19 protein-coding genes and 1 pseudogene are annotated in these 15,774 nt (G+C 72.7%); 10 read left to right on the top strand and 10 right to left on the bottom strand.

What is annotated here, in order from left to right; genetic code table 11:
- The first annotated feature begins 155 nt into the window (after positions 1 to 155).
- The 4 genes from ACRYMN_RS05615 (at position 156) to ACRYMN_RS05600 (ending at position 2,172) form a co-directional block, all read left to right on the top strand.
- Entirely contained in the window at positions 156 to 605 is a 450-nt protein-coding gene (locus ACRYMN_RS05615) for a hypothetical protein (RefSeq protein ID WP_432492840.1), read from the top strand.
- 158 nt (positions 606 to 763) lie between these two features.
- Positions 764 to 1,219, top strand: coding sequence for a hypothetical protein (locus tag ACRYMN_RS05610; protein WP_432492838.1), 456 nt, complete (start codon positions 764 to 766; stop codon positions 1,217 to 1,219).
- Between the two features lie 176 nt (positions 1,220 to 1,395).
- Entirely contained in the window at positions 1,396 to 1,743 is a 348-nt protein-coding gene (locus ACRYMN_RS05605; RefSeq protein WP_432492836.1) for a hypothetical protein, read from the top strand.
- Between the two features lie 96 nt (positions 1,744 to 1,839).
- Positions 1,840 to 2,172, top strand: coding sequence for a hypothetical protein (locus ACRYMN_RS05600; protein ID WP_432492834.1), 333 nt, complete (start codon positions 1,840 to 1,842; stop codon positions 2,170 to 2,172).
- An 88-nt stretch (positions 2,173 to 2,260) separates the two neighbouring features.
- On the opposite strand, the gene ACRYMN_RS05595 is transcribed toward ACRYMN_RS05600, so the two are convergent.
- Positions 2,261 to 2,623, bottom strand: a complete 363-nt coding sequence (locus tag ACRYMN_RS05595) for a hypothetical protein (RefSeq protein ID WP_432492832.1) — start codon at positions 2,621 to 2,623, stop codon at positions 2,261 to 2,263.
- 338 nt (positions 2,624 to 2,961) lie between these two features.
- Between ACRYMN_RS05595 and ACRYMN_RS05590 the strand changes: the two genes are divergently transcribed.
- The gene (locus tag ACRYMN_RS05590) at positions 2,962 to 3,516 is read left to right on the top strand and encodes a recombinase family protein (RefSeq protein WP_432492960.1); all 555 of its coding nucleotides are present in this window, start codon (positions 2,962 to 2,964) and stop codon (positions 3,514 to 3,516) included.
- 206 nt (positions 3,517 to 3,722) lie between these two features.
- Here the strand turns inward: ACRYMN_RS05590 and ACRYMN_RS05585 are convergent, their stop codons facing one another.
- The 5 genes from ACRYMN_RS05585 to ACRYMN_RS05565 all read right to left on the bottom strand — a co-directional run bounded on the left by ACRYMN_RS05585 (position 3,723) and on the right by ACRYMN_RS05565 (position 8,263).
- Entirely contained in the window at positions 3,723 to 4,421 is a 699-nt protein-coding gene (locus ACRYMN_RS05585; protein ID WP_432492830.1) for a hypothetical protein, read from the bottom strand.
- A 254-nt stretch (positions 4,422 to 4,675) separates the two neighbouring features.
- A complete protein-coding gene (locus tag ACRYMN_RS05580) occupies positions 4,676 to 4,897 on the bottom strand; it encodes a hypothetical protein (protein WP_432492828.1) in 222 nt (73 codons plus the stop codon).
- 351 nt (positions 4,898 to 5,248) lie between these two features.
- Complete coding sequence (locus ACRYMN_RS05575; RefSeq protein ID WP_432492958.1) at positions 5,249 to 5,596, bottom strand: anti-sigma factor antagonist; 348 nt, start codon at positions 5,594 to 5,596, stop codon at positions 5,249 to 5,251.
- The gene (locus ACRYMN_RS05570) at positions 5,596 to 5,748 is read right to left on the bottom strand and encodes a hypothetical protein (RefSeq protein WP_432492826.1); all 153 of its coding nucleotides are present in this window, start codon (positions 5,746 to 5,748) and stop codon (positions 5,596 to 5,598) included. Before ACRYMN_RS05570 ends, ACRYMN_RS05575 begins: the two co-directional genes overlap by 1 nt.
- 202 nt (positions 5,749 to 5,950) lie before the next feature.
- Entirely contained in the window at positions 5,951 to 8,263 is a 2,313-nt protein-coding gene (locus tag ACRYMN_RS05565) for a SpoIIE family protein phosphatase (protein WP_432492824.1), read from the bottom strand.
- Between the two features lie 29 nt (positions 8,264 to 8,292).
- Between ACRYMN_RS05565 and ACRYMN_RS05560 the strand changes: the two are divergent.
- The 3 genes and pseudogenes from ACRYMN_RS05560 to ACRYMN_RS05550 form a co-directional block, all read left to right on the top strand.
- Positions 8,293 to 8,487: pseudogene (locus ACRYMN_RS05560) on the top strand (hypothetical protein); the annotation flags it as partial.
- Between the two features lie 140 nt (positions 8,488 to 8,627).
- Positions 8,628 to 9,305 carry a hypothetical protein gene (locus ACRYMN_RS05555; protein WP_432492822.1) on the top strand — a complete coding sequence of 226 codons (678 nt, stop codon included), beginning with the start codon at positions 8,628 to 8,630 and terminating at the stop codon, positions 9,303 to 9,305.
- Positions 9,306 to 9,513: 208 nt separating this feature from the next.
- Complete coding sequence (locus ACRYMN_RS05550) at positions 9,514 to 9,981, top strand: hypothetical protein (RefSeq protein ID WP_432492820.1); 468 nt, start codon at positions 9,514 to 9,516, stop codon at positions 9,979 to 9,981.
- An 84-nt stretch (positions 9,982 to 10,065) separates the two neighbouring features.
- Here ACRYMN_RS05550 and ACRYMN_RS05545 read toward each other — a convergent pair whose 3' ends face one another.
- Complete coding sequence (locus tag ACRYMN_RS05545) at positions 10,066 to 10,368, bottom strand: hypothetical protein (protein WP_432492818.1); 303 nt, start codon at positions 10,366 to 10,368, stop codon at positions 10,066 to 10,068.
- A gap of 576 nt (positions 10,369 to 10,944) precedes the next feature.
- On the opposite strand from ACRYMN_RS05545, the gene ACRYMN_RS05540 reads away from it, so the two are divergent.
- Both ACRYMN_RS05540 and ACRYMN_RS05535 read left to right on the top strand, forming a co-directional pair.
- Positions 10,945 to 11,448, top strand: coding sequence for an alpha/beta fold hydrolase (locus ACRYMN_RS05540; protein WP_432492816.1), 504 nt, complete (start codon positions 10,945 to 10,947; stop codon positions 11,446 to 11,448).
- A 131-nt stretch (positions 11,449 to 11,579) separates the two neighbouring features.
- Positions 11,580 to 11,921, top strand: coding sequence for a hypothetical protein (locus ACRYMN_RS05535; protein ID WP_432492814.1), 342 nt, complete (start codon positions 11,580 to 11,582; stop codon positions 11,919 to 11,921).
- A gap of 453 nt (positions 11,922 to 12,374) precedes the next feature.
- Here the strand turns inward: ACRYMN_RS05535 and ACRYMN_RS05530 are convergent, their stop codons facing one another.
- The 3 genes from ACRYMN_RS05530 to ACRYMN_RS05520 all read right to left on the bottom strand — a co-directional run bounded on the left by ACRYMN_RS05530 (position 12,375) and on the right by ACRYMN_RS05520 (position 15,428).
- Positions 12,375 to 13,493 (bottom strand): PDDEXK nuclease domain-containing protein, encoded by a 1,119-nt coding sequence (locus ACRYMN_RS05530; RefSeq protein WP_432492812.1) that lies wholly within the window; start codon positions 13,491 to 13,493, stop codon positions 12,375 to 12,377.
- A 113-nt stretch (positions 13,494 to 13,606) separates the two neighbouring features.
- Positions 13,607 to 13,972, bottom strand: a complete 366-nt coding sequence (locus ACRYMN_RS05525; RefSeq protein ID WP_432492810.1) for a hypothetical protein — start codon at positions 13,970 to 13,972, stop codon at positions 13,607 to 13,609.
- A 742-nt stretch (positions 13,973 to 14,714) separates the two neighbouring features.
- On the bottom strand, positions 14,715 to 15,428 hold the full coding sequence (locus ACRYMN_RS05520) for a nuclear transport factor 2 family protein (protein WP_432492808.1): 714 nt from the start codon (positions 15,426 to 15,428) through the stop codon (positions 14,715 to 14,717).
- Positions 15,429 to 15,774: the final 346 nt, after the last annotated feature.

Genomic DNA, 15,774 nt, shown 5'->3' with positions numbered 1-15,774 from the left:
ACGAGGCGACTGGCTGACCAGCTGCTCCTCGAGACGAGCAGGCAGTCGACACCCGTCGCGCCATCTCAGATCCGACCGTTTTTGAGACGGCTGTCGCGCTCACCCAGCGGTGTGCAGGTGGTCAACGGCGTGAGTGCTCGAGCCCGCTGGTGGCCGTGCCGATGACGTTCGTCCTCATGGCCTGCTCTGGCTCTGCAGCGATGGAGCAGGAGTCCTCGATCGGCCCAGTCGCGGCGGATGGCCGCGACGCGGCGGTGGGCGTGCAGCAGCATGCTGATGTGCTCTGGATGCTGTGGCTGGTGCCGGCGGCCGCCTTCTCGGCCGTCTCGGCCTGGGGGGAGGCTCGCCGGCAGCGGTGGCGGGTCCCTGGCGCGAAGAGCTCGAGCAGGAGCGGGTGGGTCAGGCTCTTCGAGGTCGCCGCCTTGTTCTGCACGGTGATGGCGGGCATGGACTCCACGGGCTCGTCGATGCCTTGGTGGGCTCGGGTGGCGGTGATCGTGCTGGCCGTCGCCGTGCCCGCCCAGCTCGCCACCGTCGTCACCAGGCGCAGGAGGCGTCGCGCGGTGCTGAGCGAGGGTGAGGGGCGGCGTGATGCAGCCGCGTGACGCGCCAGGGAGTCCAATCCCGGTCAAGGCGGGTAGTCCGACACCCACCCGAGGGCGTGGCTGAAGCGACCGTTTGTGAGATGCGCCGACCGCAGTCCAGGGGCGGACGCCGAGCTGAAGCAGCTTTGCCGGTGCTGCCGATCGGTCACGCTACATGCATGAGCAGCAGCACAGCCGGCGCGCGGCCAGTACGCCGGTCCCCCTCGACCGCGGCGGTGCTCACCGTGGCGTTGCTGGTCTTCGCCGTGGCGATGTCGTCGTGGGTGGTCTGGCAGCTGAGCGCCTCGAACCGGGCGCCGCGGGCCTTCACCGAGCGCGAGGCGTACCCCACGTGCCCGCCGGTGGCGGTGCCGCAGGGGCAGGTGAAGCCGGCGGCGGTCCGCGAGTGCCTGACGGCCCCGGGCGCGCGGCGTCAGGGGGCCGAGGTGCGGGTGACGAGCCTGACCGACGAGGGCGACCCGATCAGGACGTACTACCGGGTGGCGCCCGCCGGCGCCGGCGTGGAGGTCTTCGTCGACGCCACCGACGCCGCCTTCGGCTCCGGGGAGTGGGAGCACCTGCACTGCCCGGACGTGGCCGCGCTGCAGACGGGGGACGGCTGCCGGCCCCGGTGAAGGATCGACCACGCGCAGCGGTGCGCGGAGTCACCAGCGCCTGGACACCTCAGCGTCCGCATGCCTCGGCTGGCTGACCTGGTCCTCACAAAACCGACCGTTTCCCAGACGGTCACAGCGATCGGACGGCGGCATGAGTGCGTGGTCCGGTGTCGGCCGCGGGGCATGCTGGTCCGATGGCTCAGAAGGTCTCGCACAACCGGGTGCACGGTGAGCGCCTGTGGGACGAGGGCGGTCAGGTCTGGCAGCGATCCCTGGGCTCGTGGCTGAGCGCAGCTGAGGTCGATGAGTTGGTCCGGGCCGGGCACCCGGTGGTGGTGCAGAGCTTCGAGGGGCCGATGCGGTGGCTGACGCCGCAGGCCGCGCGGGAGGAGTGGGCCCGGGTGCGGGGGCACTTCCAGCAGCCGGGTGCTAGTGGCGGGGGTGCTGGTGGCGCGGTGCCGGATGCGCGGGGGCGTGTGTACGCGGGCATCGCCTGGCATCGTCAGGGGCAGGTGCTGGTGGGGCTGCAGGAGAGCTGCTGAGCAGCTGCGACAGCGCCACAGCGACCGTGTGCGACGGCGATGGTGATGTCCCCCGCGGGGTGCCGGGACTGAGCAGCTCTCGTTCATGCTGGGGTGGTGCGAGCGAGCTTGGCCGAGCAGCAGTGGGACGCGGTGGGGGATGGGCAGGTCAGCAGCCCGGCCGGGGTGCGCTTCCAGCGCCGCTCCAGCCGCCTGAAGCGCGCAGCCGCCGATGCGCTGATCGCAGGTGGCGCCCCGCTGGTCCTGTACTGGTACGGCGGCCGGCAGCTGGACTACTTCGACGGCCCGGACGCGGTGCAGCAGTGGCAGGGGGCGCGCCGTGCCTTCACCAACCAGGAGCCGCAGCCGAGGGGCGACGTCGTGTGGACCGGCGGGCGCTGGGTCAGCGATGACGAGCAGGAGATGCTGCTGCTGACCGGGCAGTGCTGAGCGCTGGCCAGGCCGCGGCGCACCGGTGAGCCTGCTGCGCGCCGGGGACGCCGTGCCGCGCGCGAGGCGGGGAGGCAGGGAGGCGGGCTCAGGGCAGGCGCGGGCTGCGCACTTCACCGATCAGCAGGGCCAGCACGGTGCCGTCCTGGCTCTGCCAGCGCTGCAAGCACCCCTCGGGCTCGGCGAAGCGCACCAGGCCGGCCTCGAGGATGCGGCGCTGCTCGGCGGGGCTGGCGCGGCGCTTGGAGCCGGCGTGAGGGCTGCTGGGGGAGCAGTCCAGCAGGTTCAGCACCATCACGTCGGCTTCGCTGAGCAGGCGGGCCTGGCGCTTGCGCACATCGGGGTGCGTCAGGCGGTACAGGCGCTGCCCGTCCCAGAAGCGCCCATCGTCGGTGTGCTCGGGCTGCCCAGCCAGCAGCGGGTAGCCACCCCAGTCACGCGCCTCGCTCACCGGGCCAGTCTGATGTGGCCAACGAGGGTGGGCGGGGTGGACCAGGCGGCGTGAGCCGTTCGAGCGCTCGTGCGGCCATCGACCTGAGCGAGTGATCATCCGCTCAGGCCATCTCAGAAGCGACCGTTTTCGAGACACCCCGCGGCAGGGGCGCCAAGGCCACGACACGCCGTCTCACAACCCGTGTCCGAAACGTGCGTCTCACCAGCAGCCGGTCGGTGCCTTCTGAGACGGTCCCGTGCGTGTCCACCCGCGCACCCGCCACCGCCTCCAAGATCACAGCCACTGCTGCACCCACCCGGGCATCTGATCAACAGCCGACCCGGCGGCCCGGTCACCTGCTCGGCTACGCCCGCGTGTCCACCACCGCGCAGGATCCCGCTCTGCAGCACGACGCCCTGAGCGCGGCCGGGTGCTACCGGGTGTGGACCGACACCGCCTCCGGCGCGCTGGCCGCCCGCCCGGCGCTGGACGACGTCTTGGCCCGCCTCGGTCCCGGTGACGTGCTGGTGGTCTGGCGCCTGGACCGCCTGGCCCGCTCCCTGCGCCACCTGCTGCAGCTGATCGACGACCTCGACGGCAGGGGAGTGGGCTTCCGCTCCTTAACGGAGTCCATCGACACCACCACCGCCACCGGCCGCCTGGTGCTGCACCTCTTCGGCGCCCTGGGCGAGTTCGAGCGCGACCTGCTGCGTGAGCGCACCGCCGCAGGCCTCGAGGCGGCCGTCGCCCGCGGCCGGCGCGGAGGCCGGCCGGCGCTGATGACCCCGGCGAAGCTGGCCGCCGCCCAGTCCCTGCTGGCCACCGGGCGCCCCGCCGGTGAGGTGGCTCAGGCGGTGGGCGTCTCCCGGGCCACGCTGTACCGGGCGCTGACGACCAAGGTGAGCACCTGACGCTGATGCGGGCACCCGCACCTCGCACGTGGTGTGAGACCACTGCACGATCAAGACACCGGCCCGTCGAAGAGGCGCCGACTCGCCGTGGAGGCGCCGACTCGCCGTGGAGGCGCCGGCCCGCCGTGGACGTACCCAGCGCCGGTGGGCCGGGATCGCGCGACCCCGGCCCATCGACGCAGCACCTTCAGCGCGGCGGGCGGGCCTCAGCGCGGCGGGCGGGTCCGGTAGATCGTGACGGTCTCGAAAGAGCCGTAGACGTACTGCGCGTCTCGGTAGGGGTTGATCAGGTCGTCGGCGTCGACGGCGAAGTCGATGCCCCCCAGCGAGCCCTCGGGAACGGTGTTGGAGCTGGTCAGCAGCCGCTCCCAGGAGCGGTAGGTGATCTGCCCGTCGCTCCACGACTGATCACGCAGGAACTCCTGCATCCCCTCGGGGCTGTGCAGGCGCAGCGCCAGCGGCCAGGTGCTCGAGCGCCCGGCCTCGTCGGTGACCAGCACGTCCGCCGTGGCGGTGGCGGTGGCGCTCTTGACGTCGATGCTGAAGCGCACCTGCGTGCTGCTGAACGACACGTACCCCAGGTAGTGGGGCAGCAGCTGGCCGTCGGGCGTCTCGTCGTCCGGGTCCGTGTTGGGCACGAGGGAATCCACGTTCATCCCGCCGTTCAGGCGCGTGCCCTGCGCGTCCTCGGTGATGAAGAAGCCGCCCTCGTAGAAGTCGCCGGGCAGGCCCAGGGCATCGGTGGAGTCACCCTCGATGAAGGATACGGACGCGGAGCGGGTGGTCCGCTCGGCCTTGGAATTCTCCCGGGGCGGGGCGGCGGCCGCGGTCCCAGCGTGGGTCAGCAGCAGCGCGGGCAGCGCCAGGGCGGCGATGGCCCCCAGAGCCCGGGTGCGGGACGTCATCAGCGGTGTCTCTCCTCGGTGCCGGCAGCCGGGCAGCCCTGCCCGGCACGTGGATCGCTCGATCCAGCGCGGCGCGAGTCTTCCAGCAGCACTGCAGCAGCGTCCCCGCTTTCGCCCAGCTCACAACCCCCAGCCCCCCAGCCCGCTGCGCCCCCTACGCCCGCTGCGCCCGCACGTGCCGGGTGCGCACGACCCCACCAGACGCCCAGCGGACCGTTGCGACGAGGGACCAGGTCACCTCCAGAGGACGTGCCCTACCTCACCCCTGAGCGCTGCCGCCGGCGCTGCTGGCGCAAGCCTCGGGTGATGCCCGCCACGGCCATGGTGGGGATGGACAACAGCCCGAGCACCGCCAGGACCTTGCCTTGCGGGCGGGTGACCCACCCCGCCTCGATGGGCACGAAGAAGGCGGCGATCAGCAGCGCGGACAGCACCCACGCCGTCGTCTCCAGCGCCACGGAGCGGCGATCGCTCATGCCTGGACGCACCGGTGGTCCTCCTCGAGATCGGCGTGCGGGCAGCACCTTCCCGCAGAGGCCATCGAGGCGCCAACCGCGTGGCAGGCATCACCGCGAGACAGCATCCGCTGGCAGGCCAGCCCTGGGCGCATAACGGTCGATTACTGCCGAGACTTGAGCTCTTCCTTCCTCGATCAGGGCCGTTGTGCTCGTGCCCGTGGTGCCCACAGCAGGTGATGAAGGCACGACCGCGTCACGACGCGAAGGGAGTCCTGCACGATGTCGAACCAGCTCACCGAGCCGTCAGTGGCGTTGCCGACGTGACGTCGGAAGACCGCGACCTCCTCATCGGCGCCCTCGATGGGCTGCTCAGGCGGAGGCAGGTCGACCTAGCGCTGCGACCGCGGCGGCCACGTCGGGGTGCAGCGGCATGCTGCGGGCCAGGCCGGTGACCTCGAACATCTTGGTGATCAGGGAGCTGGTGGCGACGACCGCGTACCCCTGCTGGTGGAGGCGGGTGAGCTTGTAGCCGTGGACCAGGACCCCCAGGGCCGAGGAGTCCATGAAGGCCACCTCACGCAGGTCCAGGATCACCCCGCGCAGCCGTTGCCCGACGCCGGCCGGGTCCGGGGTGCCGGTGGTCGCTGGTTCCAGCAGGTCGGTCAAGGTCTGACGCAGCCGAGGGCTGGTGCGGATGTCGAGGTCACCGCTGACCATCACCACGACGAGGCCGTCAGCCAGACCGCCAGCCAGACCGCCAGCCAGACCGCCAGCCAGACCACCAGCCAGACCACCAGCCAGACCACCAGCCGGGCCGTCAGCGCCGCGGGCAGCGTGAGGGGTGTGGCCCTCGTGCCGCAGCCTGCCATCGGCTGGTTCCACGGCGATGTCCATCGATCTTTCCCCCGCCCCGGGCATCGGGGAGGTAGGGCCCTGCTGGCCGAAGGCCCTCCACCTGCTGCGATGCGTCCTCACCGTCGCACCCGCTGCTCGGTCCTGCACCCTGACCAGCGGCTTCCTGCCCGCAGCGTGCATCCCGGCTGCCTTGGGCCGGTCCTCGTGGACTCGTCCTCACAGGTCCGGTGAGGCGTCCTCAGCTGGCGGCAGGCCGGCCGGGACGTGAGCGGGGCCGGCTCCGGGGGGTCGGGGGGCGTCTTCGGGGTGGGCGCGCAAGGCCAGCAGCGCCACGTCGTCCTCGAGGTGCCCGGCGACCGCGGCCAGCAGGCCGTCGCACAGCTGCTCCAGGTCAGCTCCGGCGCGTGTCAGGCTCGCGGCGGTGGCCGCCAGCCAGTCCAGGCCGTCGCTCAGGTGCGCGCCGCGGCGTTCGACGAGCCCGTCGGTGAACAGCAGCACCGCAGACCCCGGCGCCAGCAGCTGCTCGTGGTCGTGGCGTTCGGCCTCGGGGTCGAAGCCCAGCAGCAGGTCGGCGCCGGTGTCCAGGTACCGGGTGCTGCCGTCGGCCTCGATCAGCAGCGGCGGCAGGTGCCCGGCGTTGGACCAGCGCAGCAGCCGGGTGCCGGCCGCGCGGTGGGCGCCGTCCTGCTCGATCTGGGCGACGAGGGCGGTGGCCACGGCCTCCAGGCCCAGCCCGGCGCTGGCCCGGTCCACCGCCGACAGCAGCCGTGCGGGTGGGTCTCCCAGGGTGAAGCCGATGCCGCGCAGCAGGTTGCGGACCTGTCCCATGACCGCGGCGGCGCTCATGTCGTGCCCGGTGACGTCACCGATGACCAGCGTGGTCATCCCCGCGCTGGTGATGAAGGCGTCGTACCAGTCCCCACCGACCTCGGCGTGGGCGGCCGAGGCGGCGTAGCGCACCGTGATCTGCAGGTGGTCCGGCTCCGGCGGGGCGGTGAGCATCGAGCGTTGCAGCGTCTCGGAGATCCCCGCCGCAGCGGCCAGGGCCACGCGTTCGGCCTCGTGCGCCCGCAGGCGCTGCAGCGCCTGGGCGCACTGGGCGGCGAAGGACTCCAGCACGCTGACCTGCTCGGCGGGGAAGGTCTGCGGGCCGGACCACCCGGCGGTCAGCACCCCCAGGACCTGCCCGCCGGCGCGCAGCGGGATGGAGGCCCACGCCTGGCAGCCGGTGGCGGCGTTGGCCTCCACGGTGTGCTGGGAGAACGCCGCGCACGCTGCCGCATCGCTCAGCAGCACCCGCGTACCGGTGCGCGCCGCGGCCGCCACGGGCAAGGCGGCGTCCAGGGGCAGGCGGCCGAAGTCGGCGCGGGTGTCCTCGCCGAAGTCGGCGGTGATGTAGGACAGCAGCTGCTGGTCGTCGTCGGGGTCGGGCACGGCCATCGACCCCCCGTCAGCGCCCAGGGCGCTCAGGCCCTGCTCGACCATCACCGCGACCAGGTCGGGGATGGTCTGCGCGTCGGCCAACGCCAGCGCCACCTGTCCCAGGGCGGCCAATCGTGCGGCGGAGCGGACCGCGGCCGCTTCGGCCTCGTGGCGGGCGGTGACGTCCAGGAAGTACAGCGCCAGACCCCCGCCTCGGTGCGCGGGGGTGGGGGTGGCGCGGATCTCGAACCAGGCGTCCAGGGGGGCGGGGTAGTAGGCGTCGAAGGCGACCACCTCGCCGGTGTCCACCGCGCGGCGGTAGTTGGTCTCGTACAGCGTGCCGACGGTGGCGGGGAACAGCTCCCACAGCACCTGCCCGGTCAGGTCGTCCCCGGCCGCGCCCAGCACCCGGCGGCCTTGGGCGTTGACGTAGGTGATGCGCCACTCGGGGTCCATCTGCAGGTAGCCGATGGCCATCTGCTCACTGACCTGCGCGGCGTGCTCGAGCGCTGCCTGCTCGGCCTGCTGAGCGGTGGCGACCTGGCGGTGAGCCCGGCGCAAGGTCAGTTCCCGGCTCGCGGTGGCGGCCAGATCGGCCAGGACGTCCAGCTCGGTCTGCGTCCACTCCCGCGGGGCGGTGTCGATCGCGCACAGCGCGCCGACCGCGAGGCCGTCGGGGTCGTGCAGGGGGAAGCCGGCGTAGGCGATGACCCCAAGGTCGTCGATGGCCCGGTTGTCCGCCAGCACCGGGTCGCGGCGAGCGTCGCGGACCACCAGGGGGGCATCGCGGGCGACGACGTGCTGGCAGAAGGAGTGCGACAGGCCGGTGCAGCGGGCCCGCTGCCAGAAGGGGGGCAGCCCGACCGCGCCGGGAAGGGTCTGCCCCTGGCGGGTGACCAGGCTGACCAGCCCGACCGGCACCCCCAGGGCGGTGCGGATCAGGCGGGCGTAGCGGTCGAAGACCTCATCGGGCTCACCGGCCGCCGGCACCTCGCGCGGAAGCCGCCCAGGCAGCGGCAGCGGCAGGTCGAACCCCGAAGGGACGGGAGCACCCGAGGTGGCCAGGTCGGGCCGTTGCTGCGCAGGCGGGTCCACGGGCGGGTGCACCGGCCCATTGTGTCTTCCACCACCGCGCCGATCACGCCCTGCACGTCACCACCAGCTGCTGCTCCCGCCCGGCGCAGGCCCTGGCTGCCAGCAGCGTCGTGCAGCTGATCGACCGCGCCTCGCTGGCCACCTGGATGGCCGGCCACCCCTCGACCGTGAGCAGCAGCCCCAGTGCCGGCACCGGGACCGGGACGCGCACCGGCGCCCGCAGCGCCCGCCGCTGACACCGGCCCGCTCACAGCAGAACGGGCACTACGGTGTCGATCGCGCAGCTGCCGCAGCGCACCGGATCATCACCACCCCCGCACCCACGAACGGCCCCGCAACCGCCCGGCGGCGCGGGCTGCGCACTTAGGCTCCCGTTGTGATCACCAAGGCGCGGGTGGGGCTGTGCGCGGCGGTGGCCGCGGCCGTGGTCGTGGTGCTGGCCCCACCGCTGGTCCAGCTGTACCTGTCGCTGCTGCGCGAGGTCCTGCACGTGGGCTGCTCCCTGGGCGATGACCAGCTCGGCGATCAGTACCCCGCGGAGTGGACGTGCGCCGACGGCATCGGCTACGTCCTGCCCGCGCTGGCCTACGCCGCCGCCGTGGGGGTGCTGGCCTTCAGCGCGGCGCTGGCGGTGGCGCTGCGCCCCGCGGGCCAGCACAGCGATCAGGGGCGCGGGGTGCTGCGCGCGGCGCTGTGGGGGCAGGTGCTGGCCCTGGCGGTGCTGGTGCTGCCCGCTGCGCTGGCCGGCGTGCCCGCCCTGGGGCCGGCGCCGCTGGTCTCGCTGACCGCTCCGGTGCTGGCCGTGGGCACAGCGGCCGTGGTGCAGCTGGCGTGCTGGCGGCGGGCGGTGGCGGTGTGGGTGGCGCCGCTGCTGTGGGTGCTGGCCGCCCTGGTGGTGCTGATCAGCGTGCCGCTGCTCTTCAACGCCGCACCCGCGGCACAAGTGGGGATCTGTGCGCTGGCGGTGCTCGCGGCGCTGTCCACCCAGCAGCGCTGGCAGCCGTGGCAACCGCGCCCCTGGCCGCCCGCGGCCGGGGCTAGAGCGGAGCGCTGAGCCGACACCGCTGACGCACCCGACTGGAAGCTGGGCCCTGCCGCCACACGGGTCTGCACGCATCCGGTGGTCTCTCAGGCGCAGATAACGTCCTTTATCTGCGGGTCCGGCGGCCGCTTGGACTCCCCGCTCACGTCGAGGAGCGCACAGCTCCTCCGAGCGCTGCTCGGGCGTCGGGCGCACCGGCGCCGTGCAGCACACTCGCCTCATGCCGCAGCGCGAGGAGTCGAGCACCGTGGCCCGGCTGCAGGAGAGCATCGACGCCGTCCTCATCCCGCGCGGCTTCGCGCCCGGCTCGGCCGGCGCTTCCAATGGGCGGCGCCAGATCATCTGGTGCGCGGCTGCTGACGCCTTCGCGGCTCGCTTTCCCGCGCTGCCGGTCAGCCAGGAGCCGCCGGAGGGATGGGCCGGCATGTGCACCGACGTCGTCATCGACCTCGTCGATGTCGTCGACGAGGCCGCTGACGCCGAGGACGACGAGGACGCCAGCGGCGACTGGCGCGTGACCGGCGTGAACGTGGAGGGCTATCCCCTGGACCGGTTGTTCGCCGGCCTCGGTCTGAGCGCCACCGCCGAGCGCGCCGGCGCCCTGATCGGCTCCAGCGCGAACGACAGCCTCGCCTCGCTGACGCCGCTGTTGCTCGAGCTGCTGGAGGGGTCCACCCCGCAGCGTTGATCGCCCTGATGCCACTGGCGGGCGCACGGTCATCACGCTGAGCTGGACCTCGCGCAGAGCTGTGCGCGTGCGCGGGGCCCTCGCTCAAGCCGCTGGTACTGCACCTCGCCGGCGCAGCTTGGCCACAGCGACCGCGGCCGGCATCGTCAGCCCCGCCACAGCACCCTGGGCGAACGGCGCGAAGAGCAGAGCGAGCACCGCGGTGGAGGACTGCGAGCTCAGCATGCTCCACAGCCCCCACACGGTCACAGCCACCAGTAGCGCGTGCCCGGCCAGCGCCCCCACCACCGGCAGCCCCACCAGGGCCAGCACCACGGGCTCGCGCAGCGACGAGAGACGGCGAGGCCCGGGACGGCGGGACGAGGGACGACCGGACGCAGTGCTCACCCGCCCACGCTGGCACCCCGCACCGCGTGCGCGGAACGCCTCGGCCCGCCGTCCACCGGAAGGCGCACGCTCGTCGCGTTCAGCGACGCACCGATCGCGCACCGATCGCGCACCGATCGCGCACCGATCGCGCACCGATCGCGCACCGATCGCGCACCGGCCCGCACCGGCCCGCACCGGCCCGCACCGGCCCGCACCGGCCCGCACCGGCCCCGCACTGGCCCCGCACTGGCCCCGCACTGGCCCCGCACTGGCCCCGCACTGGCCCAGCACTGGCCCAGCACTGGCCCAGCACTGAGCCGAAGCTCAGCGTTCCAGCGCCCGCTCGGGCACCACCATCGCTGGTGCTGTGGCAACGCAACCGGCCTAGACGGCAGGACCACAGGTGCCGCACTTCACCCGCGAGCAGCTGAGGTGCCTTCGGCCGCGCGTTCGCGCCACAGAGCGAGCGGCCCGGCCTCGTAGAGTGCCCGGCACCGGCGAGGCAGGAGCGCGATGGCACCGCAGCAGGCACCGCGACAGGCACCGCAGCCAGCGCTGCTGCAGGTTTCCACGCACGACGGTGACAGCGACCGCGTGGCCACCGTCCTGCCCGGGCGCGGCTACAGCTGCGAGGCTCCGCTGCTGCACTACACGCGCCTGCTGCTGCGCACCCGCGGCTGGACGGTGCGCACCGTGCGCTGGCCGATCCCGCCCACGCCTGAGCAGCTGCTCGACCTCGCCCCCGACCTGCTCGACGCGATGCACGCCCGCACGCACCTGGTGGTGGCCAAGTCGCTGAGCACCCGGCTGCTGCCCCTGGCCGTCCAGCGGGACTTGCCGGGCATCTGGCTGACCCCGCTGCTGCGCGAGCCGGCAGTGCGCGACGCCGCCGAGCGGGCCAGCGCGCCGACCCTGCTGATCGGCGGCACGGCCGACCCGTACTGGGACCCAGACACTGCCCGCCGCTCGGGGCAGCAAGTCGTGGAGGTGACCGGCGCCGACCACTCGATGGAGATAGCTGGGGACCTCGATGCCTCGCTGCGCGTACTGCAGACGGTCCTCACGGCAGTGGGCGACCTCCTGGACGACCTTCCCTGAAGCTCGCGCGCTTGCCTGAACCACGCACAGTCATGGCGCTGTCCTGGTGCGTCCCGGCGCAGGGCTCACGCCAGCGAGTGATCGCTCTTCAGATCTCCGGGGCAGGTCCCGATGCGCTGACGGTGATCCCCGTGGAGCCTGGCGTGCGGCTGCTGCCGATCGAGGCGCGCGACATGGTGCCCTCGGCGGTGCGCTGGGCCAGGGCCGTGCACACCGCGGTGGCGGCGGTGCCGCGGCAGGTGATCCTACGCCCGGCGCGGGAGTCGATGAGCGCGATCGTGTGGGTGCTGGCCGCCGCGGCCGACTACGAGGACCGCATCCCGCCCGCCTTCACTGCCGCGGTCCTGGCCCGGGAGGCGGGGGTGGGGGCGCGGGTGTGGCAGAAGCGCACCGCGTGGCTGCGCCAGCACGGCTGGCTCGAGCACGACGGCCAGCACGAGCACTCCGGCTGGCGGCTGCGGGCCCCGGCGTGAGGCACTCGCACCCAGGCACATGGCACCTAGTCATGTGGCAGTCAAGCGCGGGGCGCGCAGGCGCAGGTGGCGAGGCGCCGGCGCTACGGGTGAGGTGCCCGTGAGAGTCAGGTGCGCGTGAGACGAGGACTACAGCACCCCGAGGGGGAGTGGGCCTTCACGCTGGAGCAGACCCACGCCTTCGGGCACCAGGTGTGTCCCGGGTGCGGGCAGCGCAGCGAGTAGTGGACCTGGTGGCGCCACCGGGGCGAGGGCGCCTGGTACCTCTCGCTGGGCCGCTGCCTGCAGTGCGACCGCACGAGCAGGAGTGCTCGTCAGCCGCCCGGGCCGGGCGCCTCGCGCGCCGCGGCCGGCGCGCGAGGCGGTCTCGAGATCGACCTGAGGCACCGCTACGAGCGCTGGTGTCCGCACCCGTCACGTCGTGGGCTGTTCACTGCTTGAGGGGTGACCGGGTCACTGCTCTGGAGCCTGCTGCGAGGTGTTCTCGTGCGAGGCGCTCTCGTCGGGGGCGTCGAGGGCGTCGGTGAGCACCGCGCTGACTTCGCTGGTCAGCTCCATGCTCAGCAGCGCCGGGTCGGGCAGCCCGGCGCGCTGCTCAGGCGGCAGGGTGTCGTAGGTGGCCACCGCCACCGGAGCCGCGGCGCTGGAGAGGGCGTAGCGCACCAGGGTCTCGTTGCGCCCGGCGACCAGCAGGATGCCGACGGTGGGGGAGTGCTGCGCTCGGCGCAGCTTGTCGTCGACCATGGCCACGTAGGTGCCCAGCTGGCCCAGGTAGCCGGGCTCGAAGCGGCCGATCTTCAGCTCCACGACGACGTAGCGCAGCTGCTCGACGTGGAAGAAGAGCAGGTCGACGACCAGCTCATCACCGCCGACGGTGAAGTGCACCTGCCGGCCCACGAAGGCCATGCCGTGCCCGAAGGCGCTCAAGGTGGCCTGCAGGCGGTCCATCAGGGCCTGCTCCAGGCGCTTCTCGCTGGCGCGGTCGGTGGCATCGAGGTGGTCGAAGACGTACGGGTCGCGGGTCAGCTGCTGGGCCAGGTCGGAGTCGGCCGGGGGCAGGTGGGTGGTGAAGTTGGACGGGGCGGCGCCTTCGCGCTGGTGCAGGCGGGTGGCGATGTGGTGCTCCAGGACGTTGCGCGACCAGCCGTGCTCTAGAGCGCGGCTGGCGTACCAGTCGCGGGTGGCGGGCTCGTCGAGGCGGTCCAGCAGGGCTCGCACGTGGCCCCAGGGCAGTCCTGCCACAGGCTGTGGCAGAAAGTCCGCCTCCTCGGGCCAGGCGGTGGCCAGGGCCCTCATGTAGTGCAGGTTGCGCACCGAGAAGCCGCGCTGGTCGGGGAAGGCGGCGCGCAGGTCCTCGGCGAGCCGGTCGATGATCTTCGCGCCCCACCCGTCGCGCTGCTGGCGCACGACGATGTCGCGGCCGATGGAGTGGTACAGGCGTAGCAGCTCGGTGTTGGCCGCGCGTGCCGCGCGCACGCGTGAGGTGCGCACCCGCTCCTTCAGCGCCTCGAGCAGCTCGCTGTAGCCCTGCGGCAGGACGGGCTCGATGTCACGGGCAGGCACGTCGAGCATCCTGCCGCCCGGCCCGGACAGCCGTGCAGCACCCCCTGCGAGCGCGGCACTCCGGCACGCACCCCGTGACCCTAACGTGCCACCGGCAGCGGGGGGCAGCCCTGCGGCGTGCTTCAGAACTGGTGGGCGGTGCCGGCCCGCGCGCCCACCGGCGCAGCTGACGCGCCGGTCAGCACAGCGTCCGGCGCGGTGGTCGGTGCCGGCCGGGTGGGACCGTAGGCGTCCTCGAGCAGCTGCGCGGTGGTGATGACCCGGTCGGTGGACTCCCACAAGGTGTCATCGCGCAGCCGCCACAAGCGCCCGCAGCTGTCGAGCACCGCGCTGACCCCTGCGGCGGCCCCTGCGCTGGAGCGCTCACAGTGCGCCGGTTCCGGGCGCCGGACGCACAGCGCCTCAGGCGCCGGCACCATCTGGCGCACCAGCGGGGGAGCGGGCTCCGGCAGCATCTGACCGGGTGATTCGTGCAGGGTGTGGGACACCGTCTCCTCCTGACGTGCGCAGGCCTGCCGCACGGGCACCGGCACCGCACCGTCCCGACTGCGGCGCCACAGCCCGTGCCGAGCACGCTAGGTCAGAAGTGCACGCACGCCTGGAACCTCCGGCGGCGTGTCGGGCGCCTTCGCGGCAGCCACGCGTACCTCGGGTGAGGTCCTCCGGCTTACCGGTCTGGGTCACTGCCGCGGTGAGTGTCCTCGCCGGGCGCCTGCCCAGCGTGCCGGCGGGCCCGCGCGGCGTCGGCGCGCTCAGCGTCGGCCCGGCGCAGCTGTTCGAACACCGCGGCGCGGATGGCGTCGAAGCGGGCGCGCAGCTGTTCATCGCCGCCGGGTACGGGGGAAGTTGTCTCGGACATGCCCGGCACCATGCCGACCACCTCCGACACGCACGGTGGTGGGCGCGGTGGTGGGCACGGTGGTGGGTGTGGTGGTGGCCGTTCTCGTGCAAGCCGAGTTGTCGCTCAGGCAGTCGATCGAGCCACATCGATGACGCACTTCTGCGCCGCCTGTGCGCATCGGCTCGCAGGCATGTCCCGCCAGGCGCCCGGCACGACGTCCAGGGTCCAGGCTGAGGGGGCCAGGAACACCTTCCACAGCTGTTGCCAGCGCCGTTGCCAGTGCGTTCAGTGCTTTGCGGGCGTTCCAGCGTGCCTTCAGGGCTTGCCCCGCCGGCGTTCGTCCCGTGCACCCTGCGGTCGAACGTGTTGCTGATCGCCGGTCTCTGCCGTCACACCATCGGGTTTCCGCTCACGGTCTTACTGTCGGCCACGTGTTCCTGGACGACGTCCCAGTGCTCAACGATGCGTGCGTCGTGGATGCGGAAGACGTCCGCAACCGCCAGGGGCACGGGACCCCAGCCCTCGACGACGCTGTGGGCGATAACCAGGTCAGCCTCGGCCACCATGCGACGCGGCTGCCAGGAGAAGCCCTGCAACGACGGCACAGCCGCTCGGAGGCCATCCAGGCCGTTGGGCAAGGTGGGGGTGTGCTGGATGTAGGGCTCGGCCCAGTACCGGTCCAACGCTGTGAGATCACCCAGTTCGAAGAGCTCGTGCATGGCTCGTCGGACGAGTTCCTTGTTGGCGGTCGGTGTGCTTGCTCCTGCGAGGTGCTGCTGCCCGTCCATCGGTGTCAGGGTTCCGCGCATGCGAACGAGTCCTGCGCCGCCAGGAAGGGTGGCGTTGGAAAGCAGGCGCCCGCTGCCGAAGTCCTCGAGGTGGGTGACCGTAGCTCCGGACTTCTCCTCCCAAGAGGTGAAGTAGACCTGAGGAGCCACTTCGACCATGTCAGTGTCGACCGTCTCGGAGTAGCCCGGCTCCGCCAAATCACCGCCCTCACGGATGGTGAAGGTGAGTTGGGTCTGGGAGTTGAAGTACAGCTCGACGATCAGCGGGCTCAGGTCAGCCAGGAAGCGGTGGCCGACGATCTCGAAGACGGACATGCTCTCTCCTTGTCAGTGGGTGGTGCGCTTGCGGGTAAGCGCGGGGATGCCGCCGGCCCGCGGTGGGGATGGGCCCGTGGTGGGGATGGGCCCGTGGTGGGGATGGGCCCGTGGTGGGGATGGGCCCGTGGTGGGGATGGGCCCGTGGTGGGGATGGGCCCGTGGTGGGGATCGCCTCATGCTGGACGTGGTCAGCAGGTACGCCCTGCGGTCTGTGAGAGGAGCCGTCGCTCAACGGGTGAGGGCCGCGGCGGGGCGACGGAACCCGTTCCAAACGCCATGCGGCTGCGCCTGGCGAGTTTGTCCGCGTTGCGCACGGTGCGGTGGGGGCCGTGTCACCGTACGG

This window comes from Kineococcus gypseus, assembly GCF_050871305.1.
In the GTDB taxonomy this organism is placed as follows: Bacteria; Actinomycetota; Actinomycetes; order Actinomycetales; family Kineococcaceae; genus Kineococcus; species Kineococcus gypseus.
This window is presented reverse-complemented; position numbering and strand designations above follow the sequence as displayed.

Coding starts and splice junctions, on each gene's coding strand:
- ACRYMN_RS05575 (WP_432492958.1), bottom strand. CDS start 5,596: ATGGTCAGCGGTGACCTCGACATCCGCACCAGCCCTCGGCTGCGTCAG.
- ACRYMN_RS05550 (WP_432492820.1), top strand. CDS start 9,514: ATGCCGCAGCGCGAGGAGTCGAGCACCGTGGCCCGGCTGCAGGAGAGC.
- ACRYMN_RS05605 (WP_432492836.1), top strand. CDS start 1,396: ATGGCTCAGAAGGTCTCGCACAACCGGGTGCACGGTGAGCGCCTGTGG.
- ACRYMN_RS05520 (WP_432492808.1), bottom strand. CDS start 15,428: ATGTCCGTCTTCGAGATCGTCGGCCACCGCTTCCTGGCTGACCTGAGC.
- ACRYMN_RS05610 (WP_432492838.1), top strand. CDS start 764: ATGAGCAGCAGCACAGCCGGCGCGCGGCCAGTACGCCGGTCCCCCTCG.
- ACRYMN_RS05570 (WP_432492826.1), bottom strand. CDS start 5,748: ATGGCAGGCTGCGGCACGAGGGCCACACCCCTCACGCTGCCCGCGGCG.
- ACRYMN_RS05530 (WP_432492812.1), bottom strand. CDS start 13,493: ATGCTCGACGTGCCTGCCCGTGACATCGAGCCCGTCCTGCCGCAGGGC.
- ACRYMN_RS05585 (WP_432492830.1), bottom strand. CDS start 4,421: ATGACGTCCCGCACCCGGGCTCTGGGGGCCATCGCCGCCCTGGCGCTG.
- ACRYMN_RS05580 (WP_432492828.1), bottom strand. CDS start 4,897: ATGAGCGATCGCCGCTCCGTGGCGCTGGAGACGACGGCGTGGGTGCTG.